The organism is Salibacterium salarium, from assembly GCF_030813635.1.
In the GTDB taxonomy this organism is placed as follows: Bacteria; Bacillota; Bacilli; order Bacillales; family Marinococcaceae; genus Salibacterium; species Salibacterium salarium.
Genome location: NZ_JAUSUM010000001.1, coordinates 732466 through 745546, shown reverse-complemented (window position 1 = coordinate 745546; position 13081 = coordinate 732466). Strand labels below are relative to the sequence as shown.

The following is a 13081-nucleotide window of genomic DNA, read 5'->3' as shown; positions in this document are numbered from 1 at the left end:
CTATACCTTCCCTTTCTCTATATCCCGATGGCTCTTATGCGTGGCATATTCTCCTGCAAAATAATCAGCCACATACTCCGCCAGCGTGACAGAGCGGTGTTCCCCCCCGGTACAGCCAATCGCGATAATAAGCTGACTCTTACCTTCCCGTTTGTACTGAGGAAGCATATATTTCAACATATCTAGTAATTTTTCAACGAACTCCTTCGTTTCTGCCCACTTCAACACATAGGACGAAACTTCTTCTTCCAGACCCGTTTTAGGTTTAAGTGACTCGATATAATGAGGATTTGGCAGAAACCGAACATCAAACACTAAATCGGCATCAATGGGGAGACCATATTTATACCCAAACGACATAATATTGACAGAAAACGCATCCTTTTCCGGTCCAGAAAAAAATTGGATGATCCTCTCGCGCAGCTGTTTCGGCTGTAACTCACTTGTATCAATAATTTGACGTGCTCTTCCTTTTAAATCTTCTAAAATTTCTCTCTCCTGATTAATGCCTTCAAGCGGTGTTTCTTCTGCGGCAAGCGGATGCGACCGACGTGTTTCTTTATACCGCTGCACAAGCACATCATCTTTGGCATCCAAAAATAATATGTGAGTACTTAAATTTGATTTTAAACGTAGGTGATCAACCGCTTCAAACAAATGATCGAAGAATTCACGACCTCTTAAATCAATAACGAGAGCAACTTTGTTCATTTTTCCACCTGAGTTTTCGATTAACTCAATAAATGTCGGAATGAGTGCTGGTGGTAAGTTATCGACACAATAAAACCCTAAGTCTTCGAAACTCTGCACCGCTACCGTTTTACCGGCTCCGGACATTCCTGTAATGATAACTACATGAATGTCTTCTGTCAGTTCTCCCATCACTTGACCCTTCCCTTCTTCATTCCATCCTTTTGCTTTTAATGATGGAATACGTTCAGCTCCGCTGTAATGGATGACATATCTAACAGCTCGATTCTCTCTTTTCAGTATACTATGTAAAAGGGGTTTTGCTCAATTTTTTCCGTTTATTATACCCGGACCATTTTATCCCAGCTCTTTAAAATAAAAATCCGCTGCGGACGGGACGCTTTTCGCAAGCATGTATCTTCAAAAAAAAAAGAACACAGGCATCTTTTTGCCTGTGTTTCTCTAGCTTATATATAAAAAGGGGGTCAATTACTGATTTCATCATAACACGTTTATTGTTTCACCTTTGTTACAAACGAGTTAAAATCGATTTAAAATTGTTTAGGTTTTTTGTAGCATCCCTTTTTCATTTATGCGTTTACTGTGTTGTTTAGTTCTTCTACATACTGCTGTGCCGTTTGAGCGGCAACAGATCCATCCCCGGTTGCCGTTACAATTTGACGAAGAGATTTTTCACGCAAGTCTCCAGCGGCAAATATTCCAGGAATCTTTGTTTCCATTTCTTCATTTGTTTCTACATATCCCTCTTCGTTGATGATGCCCAATCCTTTCACAGCATCATTCAAAGGAAGCATACCGATGTAAATAAACGCTCCTTGTGTTTCAAATTCATAATCTTCGCCGGATTTTAAGTCGGTCAACGTAACGCTACCTACTTTTCCGTCTTTACCGTTAATCTCTTTAACAACGTGACTCCACTTAAATTCAATTTTTTCATTTTCAAAAGCACGTTGCTGCAATATTTTTTGTGCTCTAAGTTCATCGCGGCGGTGAATGACGGTTACTTTTGATGCAAAACGAGTAAGATATACCGCTTCTTCAACTGCAGAATCCCCGCCTCCAACAACGACGATTTCTTTATCACGGAAAAAGGCTCCGTCACAAACAGCACAGTAAGAAACCCCGCGACCGCCGAGTTCTTGTTCTCCCGGAACACCAATCTGCTTATAAACAGCGCCGGTGGATACAATAATCGAGCGTGTTTTATATTCTTTATTGCCGGCTCTTACTGTTTTATATTCTTTGCCATCTTCAATTTCTTTCACATCGCCATATGCATATTCTGCGCCAAATTTTTTCGCATGAGTAAACATTTTATTTGAAAGATCTGGACCTAAAATATGGTCAAACCCTGGATAGTTTTCTACATCTTCCGTATTTGCCACTTGGCCCCCTGGAATACCGCGTTCCAACATAAGCGTGGACATTTCTGCACGAGACGTGTACACAGCTGCAGTCATTCCGGCAGGACCGGCTCCTGCAATAATAACATCATAAATCTTTTCTTCTGACATGTTCATTCACTCCTCATTCATCCATAATATCCCCTTGATAATCATAGCCGATGCGTCAATCATTCCCTTTTTTCTTTGCAAGCCTATCGTAAGAAATTCTATAGAATAAGTCCAATAATGTGCTTGACATCTTTACATTAGTTCCATGACAAATACCTGAACCTTTTAAAAGAGCTTTTATTACATTCGATGATACATCCATGATTCATAACTCACATCGCTCGAGAATAACAGATTATGCTCCAGTTTTTCTAGTAAAACACTTGCTCCGTTATGTTGCATACTTCTAGCACGCTGCCATTGACTTTTTGCCTCCTGAATTCTTCCGGTTTCATAAGCTGCCACACCATACTGAAAGAAAAAATTTCCCTCTTCTGGTCGGAACCGAGCTTTAAATATTTTAAAAAACCGATAGGCATCCTCATATTCTTCTAACAGGCACAATGTAGAAGCTAATTGAAAAAGATGATCTTTATTCATCGGAACAACTTGTTTTAAAACGTCCGCTGTATCTTGCGCTTCTGCTTCACGATTTGCTTCTTTATAAAAAACAGCTAGCTGACAAACAGCAGGTAAATAATGATTTTCTCGTAACAAATCTTTCGTATAAGCTAGGGCTTCTTCTGTATGCCCTTTTAAATAAAGCACCCGGGAAAGCTGGGTTTGTGCCGGCCAATACATAGGATAGTCTGTCACGATATTTTCAAGAAGCATTTCTGCTTCATAATAATTTTCTTCCTTTATCATACGAAGTGCTTTTTCATACGTTATAATGAGTTCATCTTCTGTATCTGATGTTTCAGAGTCCGCTTGTTCTTCTTGATCCATTTCCAGCATTTCTAACAAGTCCTTCGTATCTTTTGCAAAGTCACCTTCTGGATCCATTTGCAAATACAATGTAGCTGTTTCGGCTGCTTTATCAAACAACCCTTGATAGGCATAATTGTTGGCCAAGAAAAAATAGCACTCATACATCGTTTCATCCACGTCATCGAGCACATGCAAAAGCATATCTATCGATTGATTATATTCGCCCATATCTGAATAAATAGCGGCTAACTGGCATTGGAACACACCTTGATTAGGGTTCAGTTCTACCGCGCGGCGCAAATATTTAACGGCGCGTTGCAGCTCTTTTTTCTGATAAGCATGGACGCCCCGTTTAAAAAAGTATTCGCCATTTTGTATAAAAGGGATTACTTGTCCCTGTGAGTGTTCCGTTTTCATCATATCCCCTCCATCGGAGAACTCATACATTTTTCATTATATCACCCGAAAGATGTGAAAAAAAGCTGTTTATAAAATCAGAGAATAGTCTGACTTGACAAAACTATTTTAGAAGTACAGTAGATAAGAAAACCATCAAGCTCCGTCCTTTATCGAGCCGCCATTTCGTTACGTCCTGAGCGAGCCTTTTATGTTTGGATAGTAAAAGTGGTCTTTTGGACAATATTTCAGTCTTTTTGGACAGTAATCCATTACCTTTAGACAGTAACGAATGGTTTGGCTAGAAAACATAGATATTTGGCCAGTAAATCTCCCAACTTGGCTAGTATTTCTTCCTCTTCCGCTAGTAAAACTTCTCCTATAAATTAAAGTCCACATAATGGTGTGAAAACAATCGGTCATCCATCTTTATTTGTTCTCCGGACCTTCGTCCTGCAGGCCCGCAACAGATTATGCGACGTACAGGAGGTGCTAGTGCCGCGTATAAAAAGGGGCTGGGACTAAACCTTTATAAGAATGAAAAATGCCGAACGATTTTACAAAATCGTTCGGCATTTTTCGTTCCTAAGACAAATCGCTGCGCCAAAATACTTCGCTTTCCGCGGGCACGGCTCGAAAAGAGAAAGATCGGCTAAAAGCAGCACGTCCTGTGCCAACGCCGATCTGACCCGCATCCTGCGGGCCCTCGGCAGAAAACCCCTGCCTGCGGGGTCTCACTTCCGCAGGATGCGGTGGCTTCTACGTTGCGCACAGGACGTGCGCGACTTTAGTAGAAGATCCTTCGTGCTTTTCCCGCAGGAGACGAAGCATTTTGGCTCCGCTAATATGCAGATCTTGACCAGCGCCACAAGACATTCGTGTTTACTACCACATATTTTTCTTTTGTCCCAGCCTCACTTTCCGTGCCGTTCTTCCAACACGTTTAACACGTCATCCAACGATAATTTTTGCTCTTGCAGCAGCACAAACAAGTGATATAGCAAGTCAGCAGTTTCCATACTCAATTCTTTTGGATCACGATTTTTAGAAGCGATAATGACTTCACTTGATTCTTCTCCGACTTTTTTCAAAATTTTATCGACGCCTTCTGAGAATAAGTACGTCGTATAAGCACCTTCTGGCATTTCTTTTTCACGTGCTGCGATTGTTTCTTCAAGTTCATTCAGTATGGCAAAACGATCTGCTTTCGCTTCTTTCTTATCACCTAATAAAGACTGGGTAAAACAACTGTATGTTCCTTCGTGACAGGCAGGTCCATTCGGGATAACGAGTACAACGATAGCGTCTTGATCGCAGTCATAACGTATATCTGTTACGTTTTGCGTGTTACCCGATGTTTCTCCTTTATGCCAAAGCTCTTGCCGGGAACGGCTATAAAACCAAGTTTCTTTCGTATCTATCGTTTTTTGCAGTGACTCTTTGTTCATATAAGCAAGAGTCAACACCTCTTTACTAATGGCATCCTGCACAATCGCTGGTATCAAACCTTGATCGTCAAATGTAAGATCGTTACTATTCATCGCACCCGCACTCCTTTTTCCCGTAAATACTTTTTCACTTCTTCAACCGATGTTTCTTTATAATGAAAAATAGAAGCTGCCAGTGCAGCATCCGCTCTCGTTTTTTCAAATACATCGACAAAATCTTCTTTCGCTCCGGCCCCGCCTGACGCGATAACTGGAACAGAAACAGCGTTATTAACGGTTTCGGTAAGCCCCATATCAAATCCATTTTTCGCACCGTCTTGGTCCATGCTTGTTAATAAAATTTCGCCAGCTCCACGACGGACAACTTCTTTTGCCCAGTCCGTTACTTCCCAATCTGTCGGCGTTCGTCCCCCGTGTGTATAAATCCGCCAGGAACCAAGCTCCTCATCGTATTTAGCATCTATCGCAACAACCATGCACTGTACACCGAAATAATCGGCACCTTCCCGAATAAGTTCCGGACGTTTAACTGCCGCTGTATTAAGCGAAACTTTATCTGCACCCGCGCGAAGAATCGTCCTCATATCGTCCACAGAATGAATACCGCCCCCGACCGTGAACGGAATCGCAAGGGTCCCTGCTACTTCTTTTACTACTTCAACCATTGTTTTCCGGCCTTCATGAGATGCAGAAATATCAAGGAATACAAGCTCATCTGCACCTTGCTCATCATAAAATGTAGACAATTCCACTGGATCACCAGCGTCACGTAACCCAACGAATTGTACGCCTTTGACGACACGTCCTTCTTTTACATCAAGACAAGGGATAATTCTTTTTGTAATCATGAGTTTTTCACCTCTTGCAACGCGGCTTCGAGATTAAGTTTCCCTGTATAAACCGCTTTTCCTGTAATTGCTCCGGCTACCCCTTTATCGTAATACTGCACCAGTTCCTTCACATCGTCCATTTTACTAACGCCACCTGACGCGATAACATCTACACCCGTTTGTTCAGCCAAATTGGCAATAGCTTCTACATTTGGGCCTTCCATCATGCCGTCTTTAGCGATATCCGTGAAAATGAATGTTTTCGCACCATATTCTACCATTTTCTTCCCTAATGCAACCGCCGTTACTTTTGATGTTTCAAGCCAGCCGTTGACCGCAACGTAGCCATCACGGGCATCAAGTCCTATCGCTATTTTCTCTTTATATTTAGCAAGCATTTCTTTCGCAAAATCGGGATGCTGCACGGCAACACTTCCTAATATGACACGGTCCACTCCTTGATCTAAGTAATACGCAACATCTTCTGCGGTTCGGATACCGCCACCGACTTGAACCTTCACATCAAGCGAACGCGCTGTTTTTACAATCGCTGCATCATTAATTGGTTTCTTTTCTTTCGCTCCATCTAAGTCAACCATATGTATCCAGGTTGCGCCCGCATCCTTAAAACGAGCCGCCATATCATAGGGAGAATCACCATAGACGGTTTCTTTATCATAATCGCCTTGCAATAAGCGCACGCATTTTCCCCCGCGAATATCAATCGCCGGGTACAAATCAAATTTACTCATTGATGTTTCTCCCTTCTGCTACCATTTTTCCGAAGTTCTCTAAAAGCTGCATTCCAATTCTACTGCTTTTTTCCGGATGAAATTGTGTACCAATCACGTTCTTTTTACCAACTATAGCTGGTACTTCCCCGAAGTAATCAGCAGTTGCAAGCAAAATATCTTTTGCATCTGTTCTCATCACGTATGAATGAACAAAATAAACATGACCTTCTTCTATGTTTGTCAGCATAGCATGGTCCGGCTGCTTAAATTGAAGCTTATTCCATCCCATATGAGGCACTTTATAAGAAACATCCTTTTCACTTTTTCCTGGAAAAAGACGAGCATACCCCGGTAAAAAACCGAGACCTTCTGTGTCCCCGTTTTCTTCACTGCCGTCAAAAAGAAGCTGCATGCCAAGACAAATACCAAGAAGCGGCTTTCCGTCTGCGACCCATTGTTTAATGAAGTCCACCTGTTTTTTTTCCTTCAATATATTCATCGCATCATGAAAAGATCCAACCCCCGGCAAAATCAATCCGTCCGCTTTTGCCAATTCCTCCGTATCTTCTGTTAAAACATATGATAAGTCAAGGCGCTCTAATGCTTTACTGACACTGTGCAAGTTTCCCATGCCATAATCAATAATGCCAATCATCCGCTATCCAACCCTTCTTCAAAACTTGGCTTGTACCTATCACGTGAACGTTATAACATTCCTTTGGTCGATGGTATGCCTTTCACCCGCGCGTCCTGTTGCGTTGCTTCATCAAGCGCACGTGCCATTGCTTTAAAAATCGCTTCAATAATGTGATGCGTATTATGTCCGTAATGTACAATGACGTGAAGATTGATTCTTGCTTCTACTGCAAATTTCCACAAAAATTCATGAACCAATTCAGTATCAAATGTCCCTACCTTATCGTTTGGAATGTCAGCACGATATTCTAAGTGAGGACGATTGCTTAAGTCCACGACAACTTGTGCTAGCGCGTCGTCCATTGGAATCGTTACATTCCCATAACGGTGAATCCCTTTTTTATCGCCAACCGCTTCATTAAAAACCTGCCCAAGGCAAATACCAATATCTTCGGTAGTATGATGATCATCTACCTCCGTATCCCCATTAGCATTAATTGTTACATCAAAGTGACCATGTTTAGTAAACAGATCAAGCATATGGCTCATGAAAGGAACACCGGTTGAGATATTACTGTTTCCTTCCCCATCAATGTCCATTTCCAGTAGTATTTGCGTTTCCTTTGTGTGACGCTCGATTGAACTTGATCGTTTTGCCATTATTTTTCTCCTTTCCCGCGAATTTCAACAGCTCGTGCGTGTGCTTCTAGTCCTTCCATTCTAGCAATTGCGGCAATATCGTCCGCCTCTTGAAGAAAAGCTTGCTCGCTGTATGAAATGATACTTGATTTTTTCGTAAAATCGTCCACACTCAAAGGACTTGAAAAACGGGCTGTTCCGTTGGTAGGAAGTACATGGTTCGGTCCGGCCATATAATCACCAACAGGTTCGGAACTGTTTGAACCGAGAAAAATAGCACCAGCGTGGCGGATTTTCCCTAGCAATGCATGCGGGTCCTGTATTAATAATTCCAAATGTTCCGGGGCTAGTTCATTAACAGCTTCTACCGCCTCATCTAAAGAGTCTGCCACATAAATCGCACCATAATTTTTGATGGAAGCCTCTGCTATTTCTTTGCGGGGAAGATCGGCCAGCTGTTTTTCTACTTCCGCTTTAGTTTTTTCGGCTATGGTACGAGATGTCGTTACCATCACCGCAGACGACATCTCATCGTGTTCAGCTTGAGAAAGAAGATCTGCTGCTGCATAGTCCGGGCGTGTAGAGTCATCGGCCAGCACAACGATTTCGCTAGGGCCGGCAATCATATCAATATCCACCTGCCCAAACACCGCTCGTTTAGCAAGAGCGACATAAATGTTGCCGGGGCCGGTGATTTTATCGACACGCGGTACAGATTCCGTTCCATAAGCTAGTGCTGCAACAGCTTGCGCACCACCTGCCTTCAAAATATGAGTGACACCTAGTTCCGCTGCTGTCACTAAAACCGCTGGTGTCAATTTGCCGTCTTGATTCGGCGGAGATGTCATAATAATATTTCTCACCCCTGCCGTCTGGGCAGGAATGACATTCATCATAATCGTTGAAGGATAGGCCGCTTTTCCACCGGGAACATAGACGCCTGCATAATCAAGAGGGGTAATTTTCTGGCCAAGCATTGTCCCATCTTCCTCCGTTGTCATCCATGACTGACGAATTTGTTTTTTATGAAAAGAACGAATATTTTCAATCGCCCTTTGTAATGCGGCTAAAGAGCGGTCATCAAAATCTTTATAAGCTTCTTCATATTCTTCTTCGCTGACAAATAATTCATCAAGTTGGACCCCATCATACATTTCCGTAAGATCTTTCAGCCCTTGATCTCCTTTTTCCCGCACTTTACGGATAATAGCCTGGACCGAGTCCTGCTGTTTTTCCGTGCCGGACTCCAAATCACGGGTGAGACTGACATTTTCATCAAGTTGAATGATGTTCATGCGTCATCCTCCTCTACCACACGGGCAAGACGTTCAACCATGTCATCAATACGGGTGTCCTTCATCCGGTAACTGACCGGGTTAACTATCAAACGGGACGTAATAGACACCATTTTTTCTAATTCGACGAGACCGTTCTCTTTCAACGTTTGACCGCTCGATACAATATCGACAATCCGATCCGCCAAACCAACGAGCGGAGCAATTTCAATCGAACCATTTAATTTAATAATTTCTACTTGTTCCCCTTGCTCTTTAAAATATTGAGTCGCTAAATTAGGATATTTCGAAGCAACTTTTGGGTTTATGTCTGTTTTTTCATAGCCAGGAAGACCAGCAACTGCCATGTAACACTCACTTATGTTTAAATCCAACACTTCATAAACGTCACGTTCTTCTTCAATCATCGTGTCTTTACCAGCAACACCAATATCGGCAACCCCGTGTTCCACGTAAGTCGGCACATCCATCGGTTTTGCTAGAATAAATCGCATATTCGCATCTGGTGCCTCTATGATTAACTTTCGGGAGTCGTCAAACTCAGACGGAAGCGCAAAGTCCGCTTGACGTAAAAGTTCTATAGCTTCTTCGAAAATTCGTCCTTTTGGCATGGCCACCTTTAATGGTTCGCTCATTCGTTGCTGTCCCCTTTCTTGTTATCGATAAATGAAATCACTTCGGAAAACGCTTCGCTCCATTCATCGACATTTCCTACTCCTTGTAAATCCTGAAGCACAACCCTTTTTCCTTGCTCACGCTGTTGTTTCGCTTCTTCTATCGCTTCTTTTCTTCGTTCCTTACTAAAAAGAATACACGTTTGTTGGGGCTGTTGTTTTGTTTGTCCGAGAGCTTCGACAAGCAAATCAAGACGGATTCCAAATCCAGTTGCCTGAGCTGGTCGATTAAATTTTTGTAAAAGTTCGTCATAACGACCACCGCTCGATAATGGGAAACCAAGCCGACTCCCATATCCTTCAAAAACAACGCCGGTATAATAACTCATATGCATGACTAAGTTAAAGTCAAGCTTAATATGGTCTGTTACACCATACCCTTCCAGTACATCCCACAACTGACGTAGATTGTCCAATGCTTTCGCAGCGTCGCCATTATATACTAACTCTTCTGCTTCATTGAGTTTTTCTGAGCCACCGCGTAATTTTAGAAGTCCAAGCAAACGTTTTTCATCAATGGAAGAAAGATTCAAGCTTTCTACATGGTGTTTAAATCCGACATAGTTTTTTTCGTATAAAAAGCGGCGCAATGTACCTGCTCGTTCTTCATTTCCTACAACATCAAGCAGGAGGGCGTTCACATAACCGATATGTCCGACCGCAATTTGAAAATCTTTTAGTCCTGCTGCTTTCAATGCATCAATCATAAGTGCAATCATTTCTCCGTCTGCACTTGCGGTGTCATCTCCGACCAATTCTACACCCATTTGCTCGAATTCGGCTGGTCTTCCACCTTCACGCTGCTGTGCACGAAATACATTCGTGTGATAGGAGAGACGAAGCGGAAACGTGTGATCTTTCAGACTCGATGCTGCCACTCTGGCAATCGGTGCTGTCATATCTGGACGCAAGACGAGCGTATTTCCTTGTTGATCTAATAATTTAAACAACTGCTGATCCAATATTGCAGATGCATGACCAACCGTATCGTAATATTCCAAAGCTGGAGTTTCGATTGGCAAGTAACCCCAGCTTCCTATTTCTTCTTCCATTTGGTCCCGGACACTGCGCTTGGTTTGATAATAAGCGGGCAGCGTATCACGCATACCTATAGGTTTTTCAAACATAAAAGGCTGACTCATAACGATAATCCTACCTTTCTTTTTTATGTATAATTGTATGTACTTTAGTTTGCTAATGTAATAGAGAGATAAAGTGTATACCGTGTAGTTTACACTCGATTCTAAAAAGCGTCAATCTAAAAAAATCCCTTCCTAGAGGGACGCTCTATTCAGGGAGTGAATCATCTTTATTTTCATTCGAACGAATCCGTTGCAATGGATTGCCACCTACGATGGAACCTGCTTCTACATCTTTATGAACAACCGAACCAGCTGCAACCACCGCACCATCTCCAATATGCACCCCTGGAAGAATAGTAGTGTTTGCACCAATCATCACATGATCACCGATGTCCACCTTTCCTAAACGGTACTCTTTAATTAAGTATTCATGTGCCAAAATCGTTGTGTTGTAACCAATAACGCTATTGGAGCCAATACTTATCTTTTCCGGAAACATGACATCCGGCATCATCATCAATGCAAATGCCGTCTTTTCCCCCACTTTCATTCGTAAAAAGGTTCGATACATCCAATTTTTCAGAGGTAAGAAAGGGATAATACGTGCTACTTGAATGACGACGAAATTTTTAACGACTTTCCAAAAGGGGACTGTTTTGTATATATGCCAGAGGGAATTGGCAGATTCCACAGGATATCGTTCGGTCCTTCTCATGTTCGTTTCACGCCAAGGTAATTCAGCAAGTCCGGCATTTTTTGGAGCATGACATCCGGCTCAAACGAGGCAAGATAATCCTCCCCTTTTATCGTCCAAGCCACACCGGCTGTCTTCACCCCGGCATTCTTCCCTCCGAGAATATCATACTGACTGTCACCAACCATCATGGTCTCTTCCGGCTTTGCTCCTAATTCTTTCATTGCCTTATCAAGCGGTTCTGAGTGAGGCTTCACTTCTTCTACATCATCAAGTGTAATAACAGAAGAAAAATGAGGAAGCAGTCCCATCAATTCCAAACCTTTGTAAGCGGTTTGTTTACGTTTTGTCGTAACGATAGCTAGTTTATACCCTTGTTGGTCTAAAGCTGCTATTGTCTCTGCTACCCCTTCATATTCTTCAATTAATTCATCATGGTGCTCCAAATTGTGTTGTTGATATAGCTTAATCATTTCTTCTGCCCGGTCTGGGTCCATTTCTCGGAAATTTTCAGGAAGAGACAAGCCAATAAAGCCGATAATATCTTCTCTTCCATATTTTTCGGGAAAATATGTATCTAACACACGTTCATAAGACTTAATAATGAGTTCATTTGTATTAACAAGTGTTCCATCAAAATCGAACAAAATGTTATGAATAGTCATAGGTGGCCTCCTTGCGGATATATTCTTTCTTTTCGACCTTTTTCCATACATAGGCAACGATGACTGTTAAAATAACAGCCGTAACAAAACGAATAAGCAGTAATGGCAATACAGGAATGCCAAGCGGTATAAAAATCAGGGTATCTTCGATAACAGCATGGCAAGCGACAAGAAATATCAATACAAGATATACATCTTTTTTCTTTACATTGTCGTCTTTTATGGCCTGAATCATAACCCCAGCACCAAAAGCAAGCCCAAAAAATATTCCAGATGCCAGCGTGGTCGATGTATTTTTATTAATCCCTAGCATCTTCGTAAAAGGAGACATCCATGTTGAAAACTTTTGCAGCCAATTCAAATCTTTCATCATTTGAATAAAAATCATAATCGGAATGACGACGGCGGCTAACTGAACGACACCGAAAAAAGCACTAGATATCCCTTCCCAAATAATTCCTTCCCAGCCACTAACAGTACTTTGGCTATCATTAGAAACAAAACCATAGCTTGCCATCTCAGACCCACCTCTCCAAAAAACATGGATAAGAAAGGCGGACAAGACAGCAAGCCCTAGTCGAACTGCCAGCACGACCGACATCCGGACGCCTGCTTTGACTGCTACTGCTGATTCAATGAATAAATTATGAGAAAAAGAAAGCATGACTGCTAATATGAACACTTCTTTTACAGCCAAGTCCATTGATAAAATAGCTCCAATGGCAGCATATAAATTTAGGACATTACCGAGTACGAGTGGAATCGCAGCTTCACCAGGAAGACCAATCCAACCCATTAACGGCGCCAGTAAACCAGCAATCCAGGTGAGAACCGGCGTATATCCAAGCATCGTAATAATGAGAGTTATAGGAAATATGATTTTCCCAAGCGTCCACGTTGTTTGAAGTCCGGCGATGCAACCTTGTTTTAATGTTTTCATAGGTTTCACCTTT

14 protein-coding genes are annotated in these 13081 nt (G+C 42.1%); all 14 read right to left on the bottom strand.

Going from position 1 to position 13081, the window contains the following annotated elements:
- The 14 genes from rapZ to J2S78_RS03470 all read right to left on the bottom strand — a co-directional run bounded on the left by rapZ (position 1) and on the right by J2S78_RS03470 (position 13068).
- Positions 1 to 882: an RNase adapter RapZ gene (gene rapZ, locus J2S78_RS03535; RefSeq protein ID WP_306896321.1), complete on the bottom strand. Its 882-nt coding sequence runs from the start codon at positions 880 to 882 to the stop codon at positions 1 to 3.
- A gap of 398 nt (positions 883 to 1280) precedes the next feature.
- Complete coding sequence (gene trxB, locus J2S78_RS03530; protein WP_306896319.1) at positions 1281 to 2225, bottom strand: thioredoxin-disulfide reductase; 945 nt, start codon at positions 2223 to 2225, stop codon at positions 1281 to 1283.
- Positions 2226 to 2405: 180 nt separating this feature from the next.
- A complete protein-coding gene (locus J2S78_RS03525; protein ID WP_306896318.1) occupies positions 2406 to 3452 on the bottom strand; it encodes a tetratricopeptide repeat protein in 1047 nt (348 codons plus the stop codon).
- A gap of 893 nt (positions 3453 to 4345) precedes the next feature.
- Complete coding sequence (gene hisIE / locus J2S78_RS03520; protein WP_306896316.1) at positions 4346 to 4972, bottom strand: bifunctional phosphoribosyl-AMP cyclohydrolase/phosphoribosyl-ATP diphosphatase HisIE; 627 nt, start codon at positions 4970 to 4972, stop codon at positions 4346 to 4348.
- Positions 4969 to 5727: an imidazole glycerol phosphate synthase subunit HisF gene (gene hisF / locus J2S78_RS03515; RefSeq protein ID WP_306896314.1), complete on the bottom strand. Its 759-nt coding sequence runs from the start codon at positions 5725 to 5727 to the stop codon at positions 4969 to 4971. The genes hisIE and hisF overlap by 4 nt, the downstream gene beginning before the upstream one ends.
- Positions 5724 to 6461 carry a 1-(5-phosphoribosyl)-5-[(5-phosphoribosylamino)methylideneamino]imidazole-4-carboxamide isomerase gene (hisA, locus tag J2S78_RS03510; RefSeq protein ID WP_306896312.1) on the bottom strand — a complete coding sequence of 246 codons (738 nt, stop codon included), beginning with the start codon at positions 6459 to 6461 and terminating at the stop codon, positions 5724 to 5726. The genes hisF and hisA overlap by 4 nt, the downstream gene beginning before the upstream one ends.
- A complete protein-coding gene (gene hisH, locus J2S78_RS03505; protein WP_306896310.1) occupies positions 6454 to 7098 on the bottom strand; it encodes an imidazole glycerol phosphate synthase subunit HisH in 645 nt (214 codons plus the stop codon). The genes hisA and hisH overlap by 8 nt, the downstream gene beginning before the upstream one ends.
- A gap of 50 nt (positions 7099 to 7148) precedes the next feature.
- The gene (hisB, locus tag J2S78_RS03500) at positions 7149 to 7739 is read right to left on the bottom strand and encodes an imidazoleglycerol-phosphate dehydratase HisB (RefSeq protein ID WP_306896307.1); all 591 of its coding nucleotides are present in this window, start codon (positions 7737 to 7739) and stop codon (positions 7149 to 7151) included.
- Positions 7739 to 9013 carry a histidinol dehydrogenase gene (hisD, locus tag J2S78_RS03495; protein WP_306896305.1) on the bottom strand — a complete coding sequence of 425 codons (1275 nt, stop codon included), beginning with the start codon at positions 9011 to 9013 and terminating at the stop codon, positions 7739 to 7741. The genes hisB and hisD overlap by 1 nt, the downstream gene beginning before the upstream one ends.
- Positions 9010 to 9648 carry an ATP phosphoribosyltransferase gene (hisG, locus tag J2S78_RS03490; RefSeq protein WP_306896303.1) on the bottom strand — a complete coding sequence of 213 codons (639 nt, stop codon included), beginning with the start codon at positions 9646 to 9648 and terminating at the stop codon, positions 9010 to 9012. Before hisG ends, hisD begins: the two co-directional genes overlap by 4 nt.
- Entirely contained in the window at positions 9645 to 10829 is a 1185-nt protein-coding gene (locus J2S78_RS03485) for an ATP phosphoribosyltransferase regulatory subunit (protein WP_306896301.1), read from the bottom strand. The genes hisG and J2S78_RS03485 overlap by 4 nt, the downstream gene beginning before the upstream one ends.
- A 145-nt stretch (positions 10830 to 10974) precedes the next feature.
- Positions 10975 to 11484: an acyltransferase gene (locus tag J2S78_RS03480; RefSeq protein ID WP_306896299.1), complete on the bottom strand. Its 510-nt coding sequence runs from the start codon at positions 11482 to 11484 to the stop codon at positions 10975 to 10977.
- Positions 11481 to 12128 (bottom strand): pyrophosphatase PpaX, encoded by a 648-nt coding sequence (ppaX, locus tag J2S78_RS03475; protein WP_306896298.1) that lies wholly within the window; start codon positions 12126 to 12128, stop codon positions 11481 to 11483. The genes J2S78_RS03480 and ppaX overlap by 4 nt, the downstream gene beginning before the upstream one ends.
- The gene (locus J2S78_RS03470; RefSeq protein ID WP_306896296.1) at positions 12115 to 13068 is read right to left on the bottom strand and encodes a nucleoside recognition domain-containing protein; all 954 of its coding nucleotides are present in this window, start codon (positions 13066 to 13068) and stop codon (positions 12115 to 12117) included. Before J2S78_RS03470 ends, ppaX begins: the two co-directional genes overlap by 14 nt.
- Between the last annotated feature and the right edge of the window lie 13 nt (positions 13069 to 13081).